Below are 21,472 nucleotides of genomic sequence, written 5' to 3'. Positions count from 1 at the left end.
TCACACCCACGTCCGGGGACGGAAACGGTTGGCCCGCTCCACCAGTTCGATCCTTTCCTCGCCCTGCTGAGCGAGCCGGGCGAGCACCCGGTACGAGCGCTCCAGGCCGAGGCGCAGTCCGCGCTCGTCCAGTTCACTGCCGAGCAGTCGTGTGCCGCCGGGGCCCGCTCCGGGACTTCCGGAGAGTACCCAGTCGAGCGCCGTGCCGAGGACTTCCGTCGACAACCGCTCCCGGCGCACCGCGTCCAGGCCGAGGTTCCGCAGCGCGGAGACCTCCGCGGCCGCCGCCGTCAGGTCCTCCCCGAGCGGGTCGTGCGCCGGGCGCCGCCGCAGCCGCGCTCGCACGGCCGCCACCCTGGCCGCGGTGTAGTGGATCGACGCCTCCGGTACGGACTCCAGGGTGCGGACGGCCCCGGCACGGTCGCCCGCCGCCAGCTGGACGCGGGCGAGCCCGAACGCGGAGCTGACGAAGCCGGGGTCGGTCGTCCACACCAGGCGGTAGTACTCCGCGGCGTTGTCCAGCTGGCCGAGCACCTCGGCGCAGATGCCGAGGGCGAGCTTCGGCGCGGGCTCCCCGGGGAAGGCGTCGTAGATCGCGTCGAACGACAGCGCGGCGTTCTGGTGGTCGCCGGTCACCAGGGACGTGACACCCCGGTACCAGACCACCCGCCAGTCGTCCGGGTGCTGCTCCTCCAGGGCGGCGAGGGCGCGCCCGGCGGAGCCCGTGTCGCCCATCTCGAGGCGGGCCCGCAGCTCGCGCAGTCGCAGTTCCAGCGAGGGCACGGGCGCGGTGTGCAGGGCCCCGATCAGTTCGGCGGGCGCGGAGGCCATCAGGCCGGCGAGGAAGCCGGCGTTGGGGTCCGCCGGATCGACCCGCGGCACGGGCAGCGCGAGCGACGCGGAGCGGCCGTCGAGGGGCCGCAGGAACGGCCCGTCCCCCGTCCGCACCCCGCCCGGGGCGACGCCGGGGGACACGCCCGCCCCGCCGTGCCCCGCGAGGGCCTGCCCACCGGACACACCGCCCGGCAGCACACCGACCGCACCTCCGGGCAGAGCACCGACCCCACCTCCGGCCCCGCCGGTCGCGGCCGTCACCGCCGTCCGGCCGCGTCTCCCGCGGGCCCCCAGCGCCGAGACGTCCTCGGTGAGTTCGGCGAACAGCTCCGTGTCCGTGACCCGGACCTCCGTGCCGAACAGCGTCGACAACGCCGGACGCGGCCGGCCCGACTGCAGGGCCACCACCTCGCGCAGCACGCCCGTCAGCTGCTCGGCCATCTCCTGTGCGGAGGCGAACCGGCGGGCCGGGTCGGGATCCGTCGCGCGGACGAGGAGCCGGTAGAAGGACTCGTACGTCCGGAAGACCTCGATGTGGTCCGGCTCGGGCAGCGTGTCGACGAAGACGTTGGTGTATCCCTGGAAGTCGAAGGTGAGCACGGCCAGGGTGCGCGCCACGGTGTAGAGGTCGCTCGCCACCGAGGGGCCGACGGCCGCCACCTCCGGCGCCTGGTAGCCGACCGTGCCGTAGATCGCGGACTCGTCGTCGTCCATCCGGCGCACCGCGCCCATGTCGATCAGCTTGAGCTGGTCCTCGGACTGGATCGCGTTGTCGACCTTGAAGTCGCAGTACAGCAGGTTCCGGCTGTGCAGATGGCCGAGCGCCTCCAGCGCCTCGATCCCGTACGCGCACGCCTGCTCCACCGGCAGCGGATCGCGGCGGCCGTCGGCCGTGCGCCGGTCGTTGGCGATGTCCTTGAGCGACTTGCCGCCGACGTACTCCATGACGATGTAGCCGTCCAGGGAGCCGGTGCGCTGGTCGAGGTGCTCGACGAAGTTGTAGATGCGGACGATGTTGGAGTGCTCGATCTCGGCGAGGAAGCGGCGCTCGGAGATCGCCGCCGCCATCGCGTCCTGGTCGCCGGTGTCGAGGAGGCCCTTGAGGACCACCCAGCGGTCCGAGACCGCCCGGTCGACGGCGAGGTAGATCCACCCGAGGCCGCCGTGGGCGAGACAGCCGGCGACCTCGTACTGCCCGTGCACGACGTCCCCGCCGCGCAGCTTCGGCACGAACGAGTACGGATGCCCGCACTTGGTGCAGAAGCCCTCCGTCCGGCCCGGCCGGTCGCCGCGCGCACGGCCGACCGGGGCGCCGCAGTCCGACCGCGAGCAGAATCGCTTCCGCTCGGGGACCTCGGGATTCTCCATCACCGCGCCGCGCGGATCGGGGCGCGGCACCTCCGGGATCGACACCAGGCCCGCACCGAGCCGGTTGCGCCCCGACTGGCCGGTCGACGATCCGGAGCTGCGCACCGAGACCGAGCGGGCGGTGCTCGACCCCGACAGCGCGCGCGACAGACGGCCGGAGACCGAGCGCCGGGATGTCGAGGAGCGCGACGAGGCGCGCGAGGAGGCGCGCGAACTGCTCCGGGAGGAGGCCGAGTCCGCCCCGCCCCTGCCCGCCACCGCCATCCCGGTCGGGGTGGATCGCAGCAGCCCGCCGGGCGCGACGACCGGGGCGAGGCCGCAGGTACCGCAGTACAGCTCGCCGCCGCCCATGTCCTCGTACGACCCGTCGCACGACGGACGCTGACAGGTGCTCATCACTGTCTCCCCCTGGCATCTCCCGGCCCGGACAGGACCTCTGCCGCGGCCTGCTGGTAGCGCAGCACCGCCTGCTCGGCGACCCGCAGGTCGCACGGCGCGCTCCACAGCATCCGGCGCGCCGCGTCGTACCGCTCGATCAGCAGCGGGTCCTCCGCCGCGCCGAGCCGGGCCACCTTCGCCTTGTACGCGTCGAGCCGGCCGCGCAGCTCGGCGCGGACGGCCAGCGGGGCGGTGACGGCGGTCAGGGACTCGCGGGCCCGCATCAGTTCGTCCTCGGCCTCCCGCTCCAGGGACTCCAGGAGCGGGGACAGCCGGTGCCACTGCGCGTGCCTGCGGTACTCCGCGGCCGTCGCGAGCCGTTCCTGGAGCGCCGTCGGCGGCCCGCTGACGGCCGGCACCTCCGAGGCGGCGATCTTGGCGAGGACCTCGCCGCGCGCCGACCGTGCCTCGGTCAGCGTCCGGTCGGCGCGCGAGAGCACGTCCCGCAGCCGCAGCAGCCGCTCCTCGGAGTCCTGCCGGACGGCCAGGACCGCCTCGATCTCCCGCCGGACGTCCTCCAGGGCGAGCGCCGCCCGGTCGTACCGCACGGTGTCGGGCCGGCCGCCGCCGGGCGCCGAACTGCCCGCCGCCGGACGCCAGAAGGCCAGCGGGTCGCTGACGACCTGGGCGCGCAGCGCGGCCAGCTCGGCCGTGATCGCCTCCAGTTCGTCACCGGCCGGGTGCTCCCCCGGCCGGACGCCGACGGAGTGCGCGAGGGAGCGGGTGCGGCCCAGTTCGGCGGCGAGCAGGTCTATGCGGGCGGGCAGCGCGGACCAGACGGCGTCGGCCGTCACGATCACGTCGAGCGAGGCCGCGTACAGCTCGTTCATCCGCTTGACCAGGCGCTCCAGGGTGAAGCTCTCCGAGAGCCGGGCCGGGCCGGTGAGCGACTCCGGGAGCCGCTGCTGCCCGTCGGAGAGGTGCACGGTCTCGCCGCGCAGCCGCTCGGTCAGCTCCGCCAGCTCCTCCCGGCCGGGCCAGCGGCGGCGGGAGCGCAGCTCACGGACGTCGTGCACCGCGGCGGTGTACGCGTCGAAGTACGTCCAGAGCCGGGTGATCGTCTCCTCGGTGGTCTGCCACCGCTCCCGGGTCGTGCCGGTCAGCTCGGCCCCTTCGAGCAGCCTGCGGCCCGCGTGGTCCTGGAGCGCGAGGAGCGAGTCCTCGATCGCCTTGTGCTCCGCGCCGAGCCGCGCCAGCGCACGGTCCACCTCGTCCCGGTCCATCACCGGCCCGGGGGGTCCCGTGACGCCCATCGATCACCTCTCGCTCTACTTGTACTTCGGCGCGGGCGGCCCGGTTATCCCGGGCAGGTCCGCCTTCAGCCACTTGTCGTACGCCGCCGTCCAGGCGCCGCTCTGGCGGTACCGGACGAGGACCTGGTTGACCCGGCGGACCAGGTCGTCGTTCCCGAGCCTGGCGGCGACTCCGTAGTACTCGGTGGTGAACGGCCGGCCCTTGAGCTCGACCGCCGGGTCCTGGGCGGCCTGACCGGCCGCCAGGGCGTTGTCCGTGACGACGGCGTCGACCTCGCCCAGCTGGAGCCGTACCAGGCAGTCCAGCTGGTTGGGGACGGTCAGCAGGTCCTTGTCGGCCTCTGTGCCGTCGCCCTCGTCCTTGAAGACGGCGCCGAACGAATTGCGTTCCAGGGCCTCGTAGGCAGTGGACCCCTCGGCGGTGCAGACCCGGCGGCCCTTCAGCGAGGAGTCGTAGCCGGTGATGCCGGGGCCCTTGGGGGCGAGGACCTGCTGGCCGACCTGGAAGTAGGCGGTGGAGAAGGCGACCTGCTGGATCCGCTTGCAGTTGATCGTCATCGTGCGCACCACGAGGTCGACCTTGCCGCTCTCCAGGGCGGCGATCCGCTGGTTGGTCGGAATCGCCCGGAAGACGACGCGGTTCTCGTCACCGAGGAGGTCCCGGGCGATCGCCTTGGCCAGGTCGATGTCGAAGCCCTCGAGGGTCCGCTTGTCGGGGTTGCGGTAGCCCCACTTGAAGCTGTTCTGGTCGACGCCCACGACGAGCTTCCCGCGCGCCTTGATCGCGGCGATCGACGGGCCGTCGGCCGCGGACGGGGTGAGCGAGGCCTCCGGGTTCTCGCAGCTGTCGGCCCTGACGGGCACGCCGACGCCGACCCCGGGCCCGGTGGCCGTGGAGGCGCCGGCCTCGTCCCCGCCGCGCGCCAGCGGCAGCAGGGTCAGCGAGGCGGTCAGGCCGCAGGCCACGGCCATCGCCGCGACCCCGCCCCAGCCGCGCGGTCGCGCCAGCGGACGCCGGCCGAGGCCGGCCGGGCCGCGCGCCCCCGTGCCGTCGACGCCGTTTCGCATCCCGCCCCCTCTCACCGGTACTCCGACAGCCTGCGGTTGATCCCCACCACGGCACCCGCCGCGCCGAGCACACCGAGCCCGGCCGCGCCCAGGGGCAGCGCGCCGAGAGCGCCCCGGGCGTCCTCGGCGGCGCGGGTGAACTCGGCCTGCTCGTGGGCGAGGGCCTGCCGCAGGGCCGCGTCGACCTGGTCGAAGGAGTGTCCGGTGGACTCCTTCGCGCTCACCACGCGCAGCCGCGCGCCCTCGAAGTCGCCCGCGTCGTCCTTGGCGCGGGCGTCCTTGTGGTGCCTCTGCCAGTCGGCCGTCCGCTGCGCGGCCGCGGCCAGCGGGTCCCGTCCGGCGTCGTCGTCGGCCAGCTCCCGCGCCTCGGCGAGCGCCGTGGTCAGCCCCGCCATGCTGGTGGCGTAGTCCGTCTCGTACTTGTCGTTCCGGCCGTCGTCGGTGAGGACGGCGCCCCGGGCGACCAGGGTCAGGATCTCGTTGGCCCGCGCCTTCAGGGAACTGATCCGCGCGGTGTTGAGGACCTGGAGCGACTCCTGCCCGTGCTCCCGCGCCTCGTCGAGGCCCGACCGGGCGAGCGTGTGTCCGGCCGCCAGCCAGAGCAGCACGATCACGCAGGCCGCGGTGGCGGCGAGCAGGCCGTGGTTGAACACCCGGTTCGTGCGGGCGTAGTTGCGGCGCTGCGCCCAGAGGAGGACGGCGAGGGCGACGGCGCCGAGCGCGAGGGAGAGCAGCGGCCAGTCCCGGGCGTCCGTCTCGTCGCGGTGCAGCCGGGCCGTCTCCAGCTCGTACAGCCGCTCGGCCGCCGGGAGGAGTTCGGTGGTCATCTGCTGGTTGGCGTAGCGCAGATAGGCGCCGCCCAGCGGGAGTCCCTGGCGGTTGGCGGCCCGGGCCCGCTCGATGAGGCCGGTGTAGCGGGGCAGGCGCTCGTTGAGCGTGGCGATCTCGCGGGCCGACTCCGTCGAACCGCCGGTGCTCGCGGCGGCCTCGACGAGGAGGCGGGACGCGGTCGCGATGTCGTCGGCGTACCGCTTCAGGAGCTCGGGAGGCTCTTCTGCTCCGGCCAGGAAGGCGCTCGCGGCGGCGGTGTCGGCGTCGGCGAGCGAGCGGTAGATGTCGGCGGCGTCAGCGCTCAGGGGCTGACTGCGGCCGACCACGTCGCCGGCGGCGGAGGCCCGGTCGGCGACCTCGAAGGCGGTGACCGTCCCGAAGGCGACGACCAGCAGGGCGAGGAAGGCACCGAGGATCCGCAGGCGGCCGGGCTCGGTGGTCGCGGCCGTGCGCAGCCGCTCCTTCATCTCGTCCCAGGGCCCCGGGCCGGGGGGAGGCGGGGCGGCGGGCGGCGCCGAGGGCTGCGCGGGCACGCCGGTGTCCGGCCGTCCGGGAGCGAGGCCCGGCGCCGAGGCGGCGGGCGCGTTCGGCGGGTATGTCACGTGACCTCCCCCATGGTCGACGACGGCTGCCCGGCCAGCAGTATGGCCTCAGGGGCCCCACCCGCACACCGGGAATGACTCGATCTTGTTCCTATCGTGCCCCATGCCCTCGCCACCCCCGCAGGCGAACCCCTTCCTTGAATACGCCGCCGGCCCCCGATTGGTTCCACCACGAACGGGTGAACGGGGCGATCCTCGCGGCGGATCGTTCCGCCGCGAGACGCCCGCACCCGAGGGGCTCCGTCCCCTCAGGCGTAGTGCGCGCGCAGCCGGTCCGCGGCCTCGGGTCCCGCCGCGGCCTCGTCGAGCGCGAACAGCGCCGCGCCCAGCACCGGGGGAGCGGTGACCACGCCGATGCCGGCCTTCGGGGCCTTCGCGGCGAGGAGTTCCGCGATGCGCCCGTCCAGCTCGGGGTGGCGGGCGGCCAGCACGCTGCCGCCCAGCATGACCGGGACCTCCTCGTCCAGGAGGCCGAGCCGTCCGAGCGCGACCGTCGCGAGGACGACGACCTCCTCGGCGAGCCGGTGCACCAGCGAACGGGAGACCCGGTCGCCCTCGGCGCTCGTCCGGAACAGCACCGGTGTCAGTTCGTGCCTCCGTTCGAAGGGGATCCGGCCCAGATGGAGCGCCTCGATCAGCGCGTACATCGAGTCCAGGCCGAAGTGCGCGGGCAACGCCCGGGCCAGCGCGGTCGGTTCGCCCCGCCCGTCCTCCGCGCGGGCCGCGAACCAGAGCGCCTCCTCGGCGAGGCCGCTGCCGCCGCCCCAGTCCCCGGAGATCTTCCCGATCGCGGGGAAGCGCGCGGTCCGCCCGTCCGGGGTCATCCCGACGCAGTTGATCCCGGCGCCGCACACCACCGCGACGCCCCGGGGCTCGTCGACGCCGGCGCGCAGGATGGCGAAGGTGTCGTTGCGCACCCGGACCGAGCGGCTCCAGCCCCGTTCCTCCAGCGCGGCCTTCAGCTCCGCCTCCTCCACCGGGAGGTCGGCGTTGGCGAGGCAGGCGGAGACGTGCGCGAACACCGGCGGAATTCCCGCCTGCGAGGCGGCGCGCCCCACCGTCTCCGCGAGGGCGTCCAGCGCCGCCCGGACCCCGACCACCGGCGGCTGGAACCCCCCTCCGCGTGCCGCCCCGAGGACGGTGCCGTCCGCCGCCACGACGACCACGTCCGTCTTGCTGTTCCCGGCGTCGATCCCGAGCAGGGCCCGACCGTTGCGGTTCAGGCCCACGCGAGGTGCTCCCGGTTGTGGGCGATCAGCCGGTCGGTGAGCCCGTCGGCGTAGGCGTACTGCCCGACCAGGGGGTGGGCGAGGAGCGCCTTGAACACCCGGTCCCGGCCGCCGCGCAGCGCCGCCTCCAGGGCCAGGTCCTCGTAGGCCGTGACGTGTCCGATCAGCCCGGCGTACAGCGGGTCGGGCGCGGCGACCGGCAGCGGCGCGGCGCCCTGAGCGCCGACCGCCGCCTGCACCTCGATGACGGCGTCGTCCGCGAGGAAGGGGAGCGTGCCGTTGTTGTACGTGTTCACCACCTGGTAGGGGGATCCCCCTCCGCCCAGGAGGGCGGCGGCCAGGTCCACCGCGGCCTCCGAGTAGAAGGCCCCGCCCCGCTTGGCGAGCAGCGCGGGCTTCTCGTCGAGCGCCGGGTCGCCGTACATCGCGAGGAGTTCCCGCTCCATCGCGGCGACCTCTGCGGCCCGGGACGGCTTGGTCCCCAGCTCGCGCACCACCTCGTCGTGCGCGTAGAAGTACCGCAGGTAGTACGACGGGACGACGCCGAGCCGGTCCAGGAGGCCGCGGTCCACGCGCAGGTCGTCGGCGATGGCGTCGCCGTGTTCGGCGAGCAGGCGGGGCAGGACGTTCTCGCCCTCGGGTCCGCCGAGCCGTACGGCCGTCTCCCAGGTCAGGTGGTTGAGCCCGATGTGGTCGAGGTGGACCTCGGCCGGCGCGACGCCGAGCAGCGCGGCGAACTTCCGCTGGAAGCCGATGGCCACGTTGCACAGGCCGACGGCCTTGTGGCCGGCCTGGAGCAGCGCCCGCGTGACGATGCCGACGGGGTTGGTGAAGTCGATGATCCAGGCGTCCGGGTTGGCGCGGCGGACCCGCTCGGCGATGTCCAGGACGACGGGGACGGTCCGCAGGGCCTTGGCGAGGCCGCCGGCACCGGTGGTCTCCTGCCCGACGCAGCCGCACTCCAGCGGCCATGTCTCGTCCTGCAGGCGCGCGGCCTGCCCGCCGACCCGCAGCTGGAGCAGGACGGCGTCGGCGCCCTCGACGCCGGCGTCGACGTCCGAGGTGGTGGCGATCTTCCCGTCGTGCTCCTGTCTGGCGAAGATCCGCCGGGCGAGCCCGCCGACCAGCTCCAGGCGGTCGGCGGCCGGGTCGACGAGGACGAGTTCGGTGATGGGCAGGGTGTCGCGCAACCGCGCGAACCCGTCGATCAGTTCGGGGGTGTAGGTGGAGCCGCCCCCCACGACAGCGAGCTTCATGTGTCTCTAGCCCTTCACTCCGGTCAGTGTGACTCCCTCGACGAACGCCTTCTGGGCGAGGAAGAACACGAGGATCACGGGGGCCATGACCAGCACGGTCGCGGCCATGGTCAGGTTCCAGTCGGTGTGGTGCGCTCCCTTGAAGGACTCCAGGCCGTAGCTCAGCGTCCAGGCGCCCGGATTCTCCGAGGCGTAGATCTGCGGGCCGAAGTAGTCGTTCCAGCAGTAGAAGAACTGGAACAGCGCCACGGCGGCGATGCCGGGCCTCGCCATCGGGAGCACGACCTTGACCAGCGTGCGCAGTTCGCCGCAGCCGTCGATCCGCGCGGCCTCGATGTACTCGTTCGGGATCGTCAGCAGGAACTGGCGCAGCAGGAAGATGGCGAAGGCGTCGCCGAAGGCCATCGGGATGATCAGCGGCCACAGCGTGCCCGAGAGGTCCATCTGCTTGGCCCAGAACAGGTACATCGGGATGATCACGACCTGGGGCGGCAGCATCATCATCGAGATGACGAGCAGCAGTGACAGGTGCCGGCCGCGGAAGCGGAACTTGGCCAGGGCGTACGCCACGGGGACCGAGGACACCACGACCAGCGCGGTGCCCAGACCCGCGTAGAGCAGGGAGTTCCTCCACCAGGTGAGGAAGCCCGGGGTATCGAGGACCCTGGTGTAGTTGTCCCAGTGCCAGGTGTCCGGGGTCAGGTCCCGGGTGAGGGCCTGCTGGTCGCTCATCAGGGACGTGAGGAAGACGAACACGAACGGCAGCACGAAGAAGAGGGCGGTGGCGATCCCGAGGGAGTGCACGGCGATCCAGTGCAGCAGCGACCTGCGGCGCGCGCGCTTCTCCGCGGGGCTCGCCGCGGGGCGGCCGAGGACGGGGGATGCGGTCGTCATGGTTCAGTCACCCGAGCCGATCAGGCCGCCGCGCCGGCGCATCAGCAGCGCGGTGAAGGCCATGGAGAAGACGAAGAGCACCAGCGCCACCACGGAGGCCGCGCCGTAGTCGAACCGGCCGAAGCCGAGGGTGTAGACCAGCTGCGGGAGGGTGAGGGTGGAGTCGTCCGGGTAGCCCGGCTCGAAGGTGTTGCCGGAGCCGCCCATCACCCCCGAGGCGACCTTGGCGGCCACGATCGGCTGGGTGTAGTACTGCATCGCGCCGATGATCCCCGTGACCACCGCGAAGAGGATGATCGGTGAGATGTTCGGCAGCGTCACGAACCGGAACCGCTGCCAGGCGGACGCGCCGTCCAGCTCGGCGGCCTCGTACTGCTCCTTCGGGACGTCGAGCAGCGCGGCCATGAAGATGACCATGAGGTCGCCGACGCCCCACACGGCGAGGACGGTCAGTGCGGGCTTGGCCCAGTCGGCGTCGTTGAACCAGGACGGGGCGGGGATGCCGACCGCCTCCAGGACCGAGTTGACCGGTCCGGTGCCGGGGTTGAGCAGGAAGACGAAGGCGAGCGTGGCGGCCACCGGCGGGGCCAGGTAGGGCAGGTAGAAGAGGGTGCGGAAGACCCCGGCACCCGTCTTGATCCGGGTGATCAGCAGGCCGACGCCGAGGCCGAAGAGCACCCGGCAGGCGACCATGACGACGGCCAGCCAGAGGGTGTTCTGCAGTGCGGGCCAGAACTTCGGCAGGTCCGCGAAGACGTACGTCCAGTTGTCCAGGCCCCGCCAGGTCGGCGGGTTGAGACCGTCGTACCTCATGAACGAGAAGTAGACGGTCGACAGGAGCGGATAGGCGAAGAAGACGCCGAAACCGATCAGCCAGGGCGCCATGAACGCGGCGGTGCGCAGCGCTTCGCGTGCGCGCTTCGACCGCAGCGTGGGAGGACGTCCGTCCGGTGAGGCGGGGGCCGCCGGGGCGGCCGGCCGCCGCGTGGGCAGGGTGTCGCTGCTCATGGGAGGTCCCGGCCGCTACTTCGCCTGCGCGATGTCGCGGTCGATCTGGGCCGCGGTCTCCTCCAGGCCCTTCCTCAAGTCCTCGACCTGGCCCTTCTCGTACTTCTGGGCGAAGCTGGAGAGGGTGTCCTGGTAGGCGGAGCCGTTCACCGCGCCGTCCGAGGTGGTGGACCGGGGGTGCTGGGCGATGTCCAGGAAGGTCTTGAACCGCGGGTCGAACTTCAGGGCCGGGGACTTCAGCGCCTCCAGGGTGGAGGGGACGTTGCCGATGCCGTTGGCGAAGTTCACCACGGCCTCGGTGTTCGTGGTCATGTACTTGACCAGCTGCCAGGCCGCGTTCTGCTTCCTGCTCTGCGGGGCGATGCCCATGATCGTGCCGGAGAGGTAGCCCTTGCCGTACTCGGCCACCTCGTCGTCGGCGACCGGCAGCGGCGCGACCCCCACCTCGAAGCCGACCTTGGCCTCCTTGAGGAAGTTGAGCCGCCACTCGCCGTCCAGCTGCATGGCGACCTGACCGGTGTGGAAGGGGTGCTTGGCTCCCCATTCGTCGCCGAAGGTGGTGCGGTACCTGTCCAGCTTCGCGAACCCGCCGAGCCCGTCGACCAGGGACTTCTGGTAGGTCATCATCTCGGCGAACGCCGGGTCCTTGGCGACGTTCGACTTGCCGTTCTCGTCGAAGTACCGGTGGTTCCACTGCGACATGTAGTGGCTGACGACGGTCTCGTAGCCGAGGTAGTTCGGCATGAAGCCGAGCTGTTCGTAGGAGTCGCCCTTGTGCTTGGTCAGCTTCTTGGCGACCGTCGTGAACTCCGACCAGGTCTTCGGCGGGGCCGTGATGCCGGCCGCCTCGAAGGCGTCCTTGTTGTAGTAGAGGCCGTAGGCGTCGGAGAGCAGCGGCAGGGTGCAGCGCCTGCCCTCGAACTGGGTGTACTCCTGGAGGACCTTCGGGAACGTCTTGTCGAGGTCCAGCTTGTCCTTGGCGATGAACGGCGCGAGGTCGGCGAGCGCGCCCGAGGCGCAGAACTTGCCGACGTTCGCCGTGGTGAAGGAGGAGACGACGTCCGGGCCGTTCGAACCGCCGGCGCGCAGGGCCTGGTTGAGCTTGTCGTCGTTGATGTTGCCGACGACCTTCACCGTGATGTTCGGGTGGGCCTTCTCGAAGCGGTCGACGTTGTCCTGGATCGCCTTGACCTCGGCCGGGGCCGACCAGCCGTGCCAGAAGGTGATCGTGGTCCGGGCGTTCGCGTCGTCGGTCGCCGTGTTGCCGGCGGAGCCCGTACAGGCCGTGGCGAGGACGGCCGTGGAGGCGGTGACGGCGAGCGTGAGCGCGGTTCTGCGGAGGCGCACGGGCATGGCGAGGTCTCCCTGTGGCGAGGGGTGGGTGGAGGGGGTGGAGCGGGGCCGGCTAGCGCGCGGTGTCGAAGACCTCGTCGCGGGTGGCGGCGAGGGCGCGTTCGAGCGCGCCGCGCAGCACGGGGCGCTGCTGGACGGTTCCGAGGACGAGCCGGGGCCGGGAGGCGGCGAGTTCGGCCAGCTCGGACCGGACGCGCTCGCGCAGGGGCTCCCCGCCGGCGATGTTCACGTCGCCGGAGAGGACGAGGAGTTCGGGGTCGAGCACGGCGACGAGCGAGGCGAGGCCGGTGGCCAGGCGCTCGGCGTACTGGTCGAGAAGGGCGGCGTAGCGCGGGTCGTCGGCGTGGTGGGCGGCGGCGTGCGCGAGCAGCCGGGACGCGGTGGGCACGTACGGCTGCTCGGCGGTCTCGATGCCGAGGGCCCGGGCGATCCGTGGGACCGCCTGGACGCCGGCCAGCTCCTGGAAGCCGCCGGAGTTGGCCTTGGTGACCTGCCGTACGAGAGGGGTGCCGGGCACGGGCAGGAAACCGACCTCGCCGGCGCCGCCGGTGAAGCCGCGGTGGAGGCGGCCGCCGAGGACGAGGGCGGCGCCGAGGCCCTCCTCGTTCCACAGCAGGACGAAGTCCTCGTGGCCGCGGGCGGCGCCCAGCCGCTGCTCGGCGACGGCGGCGAGGTTGACGTCGTTCTCGTACTCGAACGGCATCGGGAGCACGGCCGCCAGCTCCGCCAGGAGCGTCGGGGAGTGCCAGCCGGGCAGGTGGGAGGCGTACCGCAGCCGCCCGGTGGCGGGGTCGAAGGCGCCGGGCGTGCCGATGACGAGCCGGTGCACCTCGGCCTCGGTGATGCCGGCGTCCTTGACGGCGCCGTCGAGGGCGGTGGTGACCTGCCGGACGACGCCCTGGGCGGGCCGGCCGGTCTCGAGCTCGAACTCGCCGACGACCTCGCCGGTGATGTCGGCGACGGCGGCGCGGATCCGGTGCGGGGTCACATCGAGTCCGGCGGCGAAGGCGGCCCGGGCGTTGACGGCGTACAGCTGGGCGCTGGGGCCCGGCCGGCCGGCGGTGGTGCCCGTGGCGACGACGAGCCCGGCGGCCTCGAGCCGGGCGAGCAGCTGGGAGGCGGTCGGCTTGGAGAGGCCGGTCAGCGTGCCGATCCGCGTCCGGGACAGGGTCCCGTGTTCCAGGAGCAGGTCCAGGGCGGCGCGGTCGTTCATGGCACGCAGGACGCGCGGGGTGCCGGGGGTACCCGGGGTCGTACCGGCCATGACGGATGCACCTGCCCTTCGGCTCTGGTCGGGGCCATTGTGCTGCCCCGGGGCCCGCTCTCCCAACTGTACTGTTAGGAAAGTTTCCTATTTGATGGGAGGACGGTAGGACGCCCGTCACCGGGCCGTCAATACCCGGCGACGCACGACGCCCCCGAAGGCAACCAAAGCGTTACCTGCGGGGGCGTCGTGAAAGGGGCCGGGAGGGGGGCGGAAGACGCCCCCGGATCACTTCGAGAGATTGGGCGCGGCGGGCGGCAGCGGGGTCGCAGCGGCCGACTGCGGGGACGTCGCCGACGCGAACGCCGACGGGGCGGCCATGGACGCCGTCGGGTCGGCGGCCGCCTCCTCGGCCTGCGCCGGGACGCCGCCGACGATGCGGATGCCGGCCGCGTCCAGGGCCCGCTTGATCCGCCAGCGCAGCTCCCGCTCGACGCCCAGCGCCTTGCCCGGCATCGTCTTCGCCGCGACCCGGACCGACATGGACTCGAGCAGCACCTCGTTGAGGCCCAGCACCTCGACCGGACCCCACAGGCGCTCGTTCCACGGCTCCTCCTTGGCCATCGCCTCGGTGGCCTCGGTGATCACCGCGCGGACCCGGTCCAGGTCCTCGGTCGGGCGGACCGTGACGTCGACCGCCGCCGTGGCCCAGCCCTGGCTGAGGTTGCCGATCCGCTTGATCTCGCCGTTGCGCACGTACCAGATCTCGCCGTTGTCACCGCGCAGCTTCGTCACGCGCAGGCCGACCTCGATCACCTCGCCGGAGGCCACGCCCGCGTCGATCGAGTCACCGACGCCGTACTGGTCCTCCAGGATCATGAAGACACCGGAGAGGAAGTCCGTCACCAGGTTCCTGGCGCCGAAGCCGATCGCCACGCCCGCGACACCCGCCGAGGCGAGCAGCGGCGCCAGATCGATCTGGAAGGCGCCGAGGATCATCAGACCGGCCGTGCCGAGGATCACGAAGGACGCGACCGAGCGCAGCACCGAGCCGATGGCCTCGGAGCGCTGCCGGCGCCGTTCGGCGTTGACGAGCAGACCGCCGAGCGCGGTGCCCTCCACCGCCTGGGCGGAGCGGTTCATCCGCTCGATCAGCTTCGTCAGGGCGCGGCGGATCGCCATGCGCAGCAACAGGGCGACGACCAGGATGAGGAGGATGCGCAGGCCGGTGTTCAGCCAGGTGGACCAGTTCTCCTCCACCCAGCCTGCGGCGTTCGTCGCCTTCTCGGCCGCCTCGTCCAGCGTCACCGGAACAGGCTGCGGAGAGGCGGCGGCCGCCAGGGCTGACCAGGACACGGCAGAAACCTCCAGGCATCGCGTACGCAGAACATCCACACTAACGGGGCATTCGCCGTGCTCCTGTTGTCCTGTTCGAGGGAGAGACGGACCTCACCCGGGAAGTACCGGAAGAGGATGCCGATGTGGTCGAGAACACCTCAAGGCCGTTACGGGTACATGGTGGCGTTCCGACCAGGCATGAGGAGAGACTGAGAGCAGATCGTCCCGGCGCGAGCCACGCGCCGCCGGCGTTATAGGAGGCATCCGTGCCGCATGTCCTGGTCCTCAACGCGTCGTACGAGCCCCTCGGCGTCGTACCGCTCCGCCGCGCGCTCGTCCTCGTCCTCGAGAACAAGGCACTCTGCCTCGAGGAGTCCGGCGCCTTCCTGCACAGCGAGACCCGCGTCGTCCCGGCCCCCAGCGTGGTCCGGCTGAAGCGGTTCGTGCGGGTCCCCTACCGGGGGCCCGTTCCTCTGACCCGCAGAGCGCTCTTCGCCCGCGACGGCGGACGCTGCATGTACTGCGGTGGCGTCGCAACCAGCGTCGACCACGTCGTTCCGCGCAGCCGCGGGGGTACGCACGCCTGGGAGAACGTCGTGGCGGCCTGCCGCCGCTGCAACCACACGAAGGCCGACCGGCACCTGCGGGAGCTGGGGTGGCGCCTGCGCCACCAGCCCGCGCCGCCCACCGGCCTGGCGTGGCGGATCATCGGGACCGGACATCGGGACCCGCGCTGGCTGCCCTACCTCCAGCCCTACGGCGCGGACGATGTGATGGCCCGGATCGACGCCGTCTCCCACGCCCCCGCACCGGGGGCCGTGAAGACGGCTTGAGCCGGGCCTTCGTCGTCGGCCGCGCTCACTCCCCGGACCGTGGCGGCTCCTCCTGCCGCCCCGGTCCTTCCGGCTGCCCGGCCCGCTCCGGCCGCTCGGGGGCCTTCGGCGGGGTCACCGCGTAGGTCTCCACCGTCCAGAGGGAGTAGCCGTACTCCGTCGCACGGGCGTCGCCCTGGACCCGCAGGAAACGGGTGTCCGCCGCGTCCATGCGGACCGACTCGCGCCCGCCGCGCCCGTCGGCCACCGTGGCCGCCGTGCGCCAGGTGCGGCCGTCGGCGGAGACCTGGATGCGATAGCGGGAGGCGTACGCGTCCTGCCAGTGGAGGACCACCTGCCCTATCCGGGCGGGACGCGGCAGCTCCAGCTGCCACCAGGCGCCGTCCTCGGGCCCGGAGGACCAGCGGGTGGCCGGGTCGCCGTCCAGGGCCGAGGCCGCGGGGAAGTCCGGCGTCTCGTCGCCCGAGGAGGAAGCCGTCGCCGCCCGCGCCAGGTCGGGGCCGCCGGTGCGGGGGAAGGCGCGGACCGTCAGGACCCGCTCCTCACCGGCGAAGGAGACCGGCACCCGGTACGACCCGGCCGGCACGTCCGCCGCGACCGAGACCAGCAGCGGCACCGCGGCGCTCGTGCCCCGCGGTACCCGCACCTCCTTCGGCAGCCGGACCGAGATCCCCTTCGGCGCCTTCGCCGTCAGGGCCCCGCGCACCTCGTCCGCCCGCCGGCCCGACAGCCGCACGTCCACCCGCTGCGCGGGACCGCCGATCTCGGCGTCCGCCTCGCCCCGGGCCAGCTCCAGCTCGGCGCGCGGTTCGTCGGCGAACCACGGGACCAGGGACCGGATCTCCGGGGCCGGACCGCTCCAGACGATCCGCACCGCGTCCGCGCGCAGCCCCTTCAGATCCGCCTGCGTCCAGCCCGACGCCGACAGCGGACCGAGCGTCCGCCAGCCCTCGCCGGGGACGTAGGCCTCCACGCGCGCGTCCCGCCCCGCGGCCGCACCCGGCCCTGTCATCACGGTCACCGTCTCGACGGGCCGCGCACGGTCAAGGCGGAGGGTGTACGAGTCCGGCGCGCGGTCCGCCCGGCGCCCCGCACGCCGCTCCCGGTCGGCTCCGGTCCAGGCCGCCGACTCCGCCACCGCGCGCGTGAGGAAGGGACCGAGGACGCCGTCGCCGACCGTCACCCCGCTCGCCCGCAGGGTCTCGGTCAGCGGCTCCAGACGCAGCTGGGAGCGCCAGGCCGTCGCGCCGTCGCCACGCGCCTGGGCGAGCAGCATGTCGACCGCCGTCTCGCCCGCCAGGCCGTACCGGGACAGCTGCTCCAGCCACGGCCGTGCCTCGGCGCCCAGCGTGCCGCCGGCCGTCGCCGCCAGGCGGGCGGGCGCCTCCCTCATCACGGTGAACGCCGCCCTCAGCTCGCGCGCCGCCCGCTCACGCGCCCCCGGGTCGGCGGCCGTCCGGCTGTTCCAGAACGCTGCCATCAGCGGCTTGAGGTACGCCGACTCGCCCCCCGGGTCGAGGATCGAGGAGGCGTCGTTGCCCGCCAGCGCCCCCAGCGCGGCACGGGCCGCCGGGTCCGGCCCGGCCAGCTCGTCGACGGCGGCCCTCCAGGACTCCTGCGGTCGGTAACCCTTGGGGTTCCAGGCGTAGTCCGCGGCGGTGAAGAGCGGGATGCGGGAGACGGCCGCCTGTTCCATGGCGTTGGCGAGGACCGCGGCGGAACCGGCGGCCACGGCGGGCTCGCGCCCCTGGTAGGGGCCGAGGAAGAGCCGGTCCTGGGCGTAGTCGTTGACCGGGTAGTTGTCCATCGTCACCAGCGGGTGCCGGAAGACGTCCCGGGCCCCGGCCAGTTCGCGCCCGGTGATGGTGCGGGGGACCACGCCGACGCCCGTCCACGCCACCCGCACCCGGTCGCCCAGCGCCGACGCGAGCGCCGTGCGGTACGCCGTCGCGCCCTCCTGGTAGTACTCCGTCGGCATCAGGGTCAGCGGCTCGGCCTCCGGGTACCGCCCCGCCAGGTGCCGGTCCACCGCGCTCGCCAGGCGCGCGTGGGCGGCGGCGGCCGCCTCCGGCCCGCGCCCGAAGGTGTCCGCGTCCTTCTCGCAGTGCCACTCGCTGTAGCTGACGTCCTGGAACTGCAGCTGGAAGGAGCGCACCCCCAGCGCCCACATCGCGTCGATCTTGCGCAGCAGCGCCCTGACGTCGTCGTCCGACGCCAGGCACATGGACTGGGCCGGTGCCACGGCCCAGGCGAGGGTGACGTGGTTGGCGCGCGCCCGCTCGGCGAGCGCGCGGAACGCGGCGCGCTGGTCGGCCGGATAGGGGTCCCGCCACTGCGTCTGGCGGTAGGGGTCGTCACCGGGCGCGTAGAGGTAGCGATTCTGCTTGGTGCGGCCCATGAAGTCGAGGTGTGCGAGACGCTGTTGCGGGCTCCAGGGGCGGCCGTAGAACCCTTCGGTGAGGCCGCGCACGGCGGTGCCGGGCCAGTCGCGCACGACCACGCCGGGGACCTCGGACCGGGAGCCGACGAGCTGACGCAGCGTCTGCACGGCGTGGAAGAGGCCGTCCGTGCCCACGCCGTCCAGGGCGACCGTGTCGCGGCCCCCCACCCGGCCGGTCGCGAGCCGGTAGCCGCCGGCCGGCAGATCCGCCCGCTCGGGCACGCGCAGGGCGCGCAGGGCCTCGTCGGAGGCGGTGGAGCCCGCCCGGACCACCGTCCCGCCGCCCGGAAGAGAGGTGTGGACGGTGCGCACCCCCGCCGTCCGCAGCACCTCGCGCAGGGCCGCGAGGGCGTACGGGTCCGCCTCGGCGTCCGTGAGAAGCGTCACCTCCGCGCCGAGCGGGACCGCCGCGCCCGTGTCCTTGAGGGACTGGGGGCGCGGCCACACCGACGGGGCCGCGCGCTGGGCGTCCGGGACGGTGACGGGCGGCACGGGCATCGCCTGGGCCAGGCCCGGCAAGCCGCCGCCGAGGAGGCCGCCGATCACCGCGGCGGCCACGGCCGACGCGGTCCGCTTCCTGCGCCCGAGGTGCACGAGGGACTCCTTTGGTCACGAGTGGGTTACGACCCCACCACCCGTCCGGCTGAGGTGTCAATGCACGTGGTCGATGTGTCGCCTTTGCCCGGCGGGGTGGCACCCCTTCGCCAAGTTCGGCCGGTAAAACGGGGTGGGCTGGGTAGGGCTCTGTCGTTGTCCCACCTGACGAGACACCAACGGGAGCCCCCCATGTCCGTGACCACCCCCCACCCCGACGTGACGACCCCCCGCTCCAAACGGATACCGGTCCTGATCCCGGGTCCGCTGACCGACGAGATGTCCGGCCCGCTGACCAGCGAACCTCCCCTCGCCGACGCCGCACCCCTCACCAGCGAGCCGCCCCTGACCGACGCGGCCCCCCTGACCAGCGAACCCACCGCCCACGGCACCGCGGGCGGCACGGAGTCCCCGGGAGTCTGACTCCCCCTCGGGCCGCACCGACCCGGCCCCGGAGCCCTCGGAGTGTGAAGTGACCCTGGCCCGCCTCGCCGCCCTCCATGGCGTCGCCACCGAGTACGCGCCCTCCGAGGGCGTCACCGTGCGCGTGCCCGACGCCACGGTCGTGGCGGTGCTCCGCGCCCTGGACGTCGACGCCGCCACCCCGGAGGCGGTCGCGCGCTCGCTCGAAGCGGCGCTGCGAGCCGACCGGGAGCGCCTGCTTCCGGCCACCGTGGTGTGGTGGCGGGAGGAGGCCGGGGCCGACCCCGGCGCGGACGGCGGGGTGAGCGCGCAGGATCCGGTCGCCGGCCTGCCGGAAGGGACCCGGCTCCGCGTCACCACCGAGTCGGGCGAGGAGTCGGAGGACCCGGACTGGGACCGCCTGCCGCTCGGCGTCCACACGGTCGACGCCCTCGCCCCCGACGGCCGCGGCGGCCGGAGCACGCTGGTCGTGGCGCCGGCGCGCGTGCCCCGGCCCGAGCGACGGTCCTTCGGCCTGCTCGTCCAGCTCTACTCCGTCCTGTCCACCCGCTCCTGGGGCATGGGGGACCTCGGCGACCTGCGGGAGCTCGTCACCTGGGCGGGCAGGACGCACGGCGCCGGGTTCGTCCAGGTCAACCCGCTGCACGCGGCCGTCCCCGGCGCGCCGACCGACCCCTCCCCGTACCGCCCCTCGTCGCGCCGCTTCCCCGACCCCGTCCATCTGCGGATCGAGGACATCCCCGAATACGCCCACGTGGCCCCCGAGTACCGCGCCGAACTGGACTCCGTCCTCACCGACGCCGCCGAACAGCGGGAGAAGGTGCTGCGCAAGGGCGCGCTGATCGACCGGGACGCGGTGTGGGACGTCAAGCGGCGCGCCCTGGAGCTGGTGCGGACCGTGGAGCCGGGCCCCGGCAGGCGCGCCGACTACCGCGACTTCCTGGCGGAGCGGGGCCGGGCCCTGGAGGACCACGCCACCTACAGCGCGATCGCCGAGCGCCACGGCCACCACTGGCGCACCTGGCCGGAGGAGCTGCGCGACCCCCGCTCCGCCGAGGCGGCCGTCCGCGCGGACACCGGGCCCGGCGCCGGGCTGCTCGACCGGATCGACTTCCACTGCTGGCTCGCCTGGCTGACGGACCGGCAGCTCGCCGACGCGGGCGCGGCCGCGCGGGAGGCCGGGATGGCCGTCGGCATCGTCCACGACCTCGCGGTCGGCGTCCATCCGGAGGGCTCCGACGCCTGGGCCCAGCAGGACGCCTTCGCCGCCGGCATGTCGGTCGGCGCCCCGCCCGACGCCTTCAACGCCCTCGGCCAGGACTGGGGACTGCCGCCCTGGCGCCCCGACGCGCTGGCCGCCTCCGGATACGCCCCCTACCGCGGGCTCCTGGCGGAGCTGCTGCGCCACGCGGGCGCCCTGCGCATCGACCACGTGATGGGCCTGTTCCGGCTCTGGTGGGTCCCCGAGGGCGGGCAGCCCACGGAGGGGACGTACGTCCGGTACGACGCCGAGGCCATGCTCGCCGTCCTCGCCCTGGAGGCCCACCGGGCCGGCGCCCTCGTCATCGGCGAGGACCTCGGCACCGTCGAGCCGGGCGTGCGCGAGCGGCTGTCCCGGAGGGGGGTGTTCGGCACCTCCGTGCTCTGGTTCGAGCGGGACTGGGCCGGCACGGGCCGCCCGCTGGCGCCCGAGCGGTGGCGCGCCGACTGCGTCGCCACCGCCACCACGCACGACCTGCCCTCCACGGCGGCCCGCCTCAGCGGCGACCACGTGGCCCTGCGGCACCGCCTCGGGCTGCTCACCGGCGACCTGGTGCGCGAGCGGAACCAGGACGCGGCCGACACCCGCGAGTGGCTCGCCCTGCTCCAGCGGCTCGGACTGCTCCCGGAGGGTCCGGGCGACGAGGAGGCCGAGGTCAGGGCGGTGCACCGGTTCCTGCTGCGCACCCCGGCCCGGATGGTGGGGGTGTGGCTTCCGGACACGGTGGGGGACCGGCGCCCGCAGAACCTGCCGGGGACCTGGGACCAGTACCCCAACTGGCGGCTGCCGGTGGCGGGCCCGGACGGGCAGCCGATGACCCTGGAGGATCTGGCCGCCTCCCCCCGGCTGCACCGTCTGCTCGGCGTGTTCGGCGCTCGTACGGCACCCCCGGACGCGCGCCCCGTTTAGGGGTTCGCTACGTTTGCACCGTGGACAAGAAGAACGCCCTGCGCGCCGGTGCTGTAGCGGCCGGTACGACGCTGATGATGCTGCTCATGTCGTCCCCCGCGCTCGCGCTCACCCGCGACGACGGTGACGACCCGGCCCCCAAGCTGAGTGTCGTGGAGACCCTCGGCCTGTTCGTGGCCGCGCCGATCGTGCTGTTCCTGGTGATCGCCGGCCTCGTGATGGTGCTCGACAAGTCCGACAGGCCCAAGAAGGCCTAGGGCTCCCCGGCTTCCAGCCGGGGGAGGAGATGTCCTGCATGTCGACGTCCGGCGAGGCCGAGACGCCGAGGTAGGCGCC

The 21,472-nt window shown here is 73.6% G+C and carries 16 protein-coding genes; 4 read left to right on the top strand and 12 right to left on the bottom strand.

What is annotated here, in order from left to right:
* From AB0K65_RS26505 to AB0K65_RS26455, 11 genes are all read right to left on the bottom strand, one after another.
* Positions 1–2,598 carry a tetratricopeptide repeat protein gene (locus AB0K65_RS26505; RefSeq protein ID WP_365720712.1) on the bottom strand — a complete coding sequence of 866 codons (2,598 nt, stop codon included), beginning with the start codon at positions 2,596–2,598 and terminating at the stop codon, positions 1–3.
* Positions 2,598–3,893: a hypothetical protein gene (locus AB0K65_RS26500; RefSeq protein ID WP_365720710.1), complete on the bottom strand. Its 1,296-nt coding sequence runs from the start codon at positions 3,891–3,893 to the stop codon at positions 2,598–2,600. Before AB0K65_RS26500 ends, AB0K65_RS26505 begins: the two co-directional genes overlap by 1 nt.
* A 15-nt stretch (positions 3,894–3,908) precedes the next feature.
* Positions 3,909–4,961: a glutamate ABC transporter substrate-binding protein gene (locus tag AB0K65_RS26495; protein ID WP_365720708.1), complete on the bottom strand. Its 1,053-nt coding sequence runs from the start codon at positions 4,959–4,961 to the stop codon at positions 3,909–3,911.
* Between the two features lie 11 nt (positions 4,962–4,972).
* The gene (locus tag AB0K65_RS26490; protein WP_365720706.1) at positions 4,973–6,394 is read right to left on the bottom strand and encodes a hypothetical protein; all 1,422 of its coding nucleotides are present in this window, start codon (positions 6,392–6,394) and stop codon (positions 4,973–4,975) included.
* A 248-nt stretch (positions 6,395–6,642) separates the two neighbouring features.
* A complete protein-coding gene (locus AB0K65_RS26485) occupies positions 6,643–7,623 on the bottom strand; it encodes a BadF/BadG/BcrA/BcrD ATPase family protein (protein WP_365720704.1) in 981 nt (326 codons plus the stop codon).
* On the bottom strand, positions 7,614–8,879 hold the full coding sequence (locus AB0K65_RS26480) for a 6-phospho-beta-glucosidase (protein WP_365720702.1): 1,266 nt from the start codon (positions 8,877–8,879) through the stop codon (positions 7,614–7,616). The genes AB0K65_RS26485 and AB0K65_RS26480 overlap by 10 nt, the downstream gene beginning before the upstream one ends.
* 6 nt (positions 8,880–8,885) lie before the next feature.
* Positions 8,886–9,773: a carbohydrate ABC transporter permease gene (locus AB0K65_RS26475; RefSeq protein WP_365720700.1), complete on the bottom strand. Its 888-nt coding sequence runs from the start codon at positions 9,771–9,773 to the stop codon at positions 8,886–8,888.
* A gap of 3 nt (positions 9,774–9,776) precedes the next feature.
* Positions 9,777–10,658 carry a sugar ABC transporter permease gene (locus tag AB0K65_RS26470; protein ID WP_365720788.1) on the bottom strand — a complete coding sequence of 294 codons (882 nt, stop codon included), beginning with the start codon at positions 10,656–10,658 and terminating at the stop codon, positions 9,777–9,779.
* Between the two features lie 138 nt (positions 10,659–10,796).
* Positions 10,797–12,134 (bottom strand): ABC transporter substrate-binding protein, encoded by a 1,338-nt coding sequence (locus AB0K65_RS26465; protein WP_365720698.1) that lies wholly within the window; start codon positions 12,132–12,134, stop codon positions 10,797–10,799.
* A 52-nt stretch (positions 12,135–12,186) separates the two neighbouring features.
* Positions 12,187–13,398 (bottom strand): ROK family transcriptional regulator, encoded by a 1,212-nt coding sequence (locus AB0K65_RS26460; protein WP_365720696.1) that lies wholly within the window; start codon positions 13,396–13,398, stop codon positions 12,187–12,189.
* Between the two features lie 228 nt (positions 13,399–13,626).
* Complete coding sequence (locus AB0K65_RS26455) at positions 13,627–14,694, bottom strand: mechanosensitive ion channel family protein (RefSeq protein WP_365720694.1); 1,068 nt, start codon at positions 14,692–14,694, stop codon at positions 13,627–13,629.
* Between the two features lie 248 nt (positions 14,695–14,942).
* Between AB0K65_RS26455 and AB0K65_RS26450 the strand changes: the two genes are divergently transcribed.
* Complete coding sequence (locus tag AB0K65_RS26450; RefSeq protein WP_365720692.1) at positions 14,943–15,509, top strand: HNH endonuclease; 567 nt, start codon at positions 14,943–14,945, stop codon at positions 15,507–15,509.
* 25 nt (positions 15,510–15,534) lie between these two features.
* Here AB0K65_RS26450 and AB0K65_RS26445 read toward each other — a convergent pair whose 3' ends face one another.
* Complete coding sequence (locus AB0K65_RS26445) at positions 15,535–18,543, bottom strand: beta-N-acetylglucosaminidase domain-containing protein (protein ID WP_365720690.1); 3,009 nt, start codon at positions 18,541–18,543, stop codon at positions 15,535–15,537.
* A 192-nt stretch (positions 18,544–18,735) separates the two neighbouring features.
* Between AB0K65_RS26445 and AB0K65_RS26440 the strand changes: the two genes are divergently transcribed.
* Genes AB0K65_RS26440 through AB0K65_RS26430 form a run of 3 tightly spaced genes read left to right on the top strand, consistent with a single transcriptional unit; the run spans position 18,736 to position 21,393 of the window.
* Complete coding sequence (locus tag AB0K65_RS26440; RefSeq protein ID WP_365720688.1) at positions 18,736–18,966, top strand: hypothetical protein; 231 nt, start codon at positions 18,736–18,738, stop codon at positions 18,964–18,966.
* A 49-nt stretch (positions 18,967–19,015) separates the two neighbouring features.
* Positions 19,016–21,136, top strand: coding sequence for a 4-alpha-glucanotransferase (gene malQ, locus AB0K65_RS26435; RefSeq protein WP_365720686.1), 2,121 nt, complete (start codon positions 19,016–19,018; stop codon positions 21,134–21,136).
* Positions 21,137–21,156: 20 nt separating this feature from the next.
* Positions 21,157–21,393 (top strand): hypothetical protein, encoded by a 237-nt coding sequence (locus tag AB0K65_RS26430; RefSeq protein ID WP_260226244.1) that lies wholly within the window; start codon positions 21,157–21,159, stop codon positions 21,391–21,393.
* Positions 21,394–21,472: the final 79 nt, after the last annotated feature.

Source organism: Streptomyces sp. NPDC053755, from assembly GCF_040677675.1.
Taxonomy (GTDB): domain Bacteria; phylum Actinomycetota; class Actinomycetes; order Streptomycetales; family Streptomycetaceae; genus Streptomyces.
This window is presented reverse-complemented; position numbering and strand designations above follow the sequence as displayed.

Coding starts and splice junctions, on each gene's coding strand:
- AB0K65_RS26465 (WP_365720698.1), bottom strand. CDS start 12,134: ATGCCCGTGCGCCTCCGCAGAACCGCGCTCACGCTCGCCGTCACCGCC.
- AB0K65_RS26505 (WP_365720712.1), bottom strand. CDS start 2,598: ATGAGCACCTGTCAGCGTCCGTCGTGCGACGGGTCGTACGAGGACATG.
- AB0K65_RS26470 (WP_365720788.1), bottom strand. CDS start 10,658: ATGGCGCCCTGGCTGATCGGTTTCGGCGTCTTCTTCGCCTATCCGCTC.
- AB0K65_RS26500 (WP_365720710.1), bottom strand. CDS start 3,893: ATGGGCGTCACGGGACCCCCCGGGCCGGTGATGGACCGGGACGAGGTG.
- AB0K65_RS26495 (WP_365720708.1), bottom strand. CDS start 4,961: ATGCGAAACGGCGTCGACGGCACGGGGGCGCGCGGCCCGGCCGGCCTC.
- AB0K65_RS26480 (WP_365720702.1), bottom strand. CDS start 8,879: ATGAAGCTCGCTGTCGTGGGGGGCGGCTCCACCTACACCCCCGAACTG.
- AB0K65_RS26475 (WP_365720700.1), bottom strand. CDS start 9,773: ATGACGACCGCATCCCCCGTCCTCGGCCGCCCCGCGGCGAGCCCCGCG.
- AB0K65_RS26460 (WP_365720696.1), bottom strand. CDS start 13,398: ATGGCCGGTACGACCCCGGGTACCCCCGGCACCCCGCGCGTCCTGCGT.
- AB0K65_RS26440 (WP_365720688.1), top strand. CDS start 18,736: ATGTCCGTGACCACCCCCCACCCCGACGTGACGACCCCCCGCTCCAAA.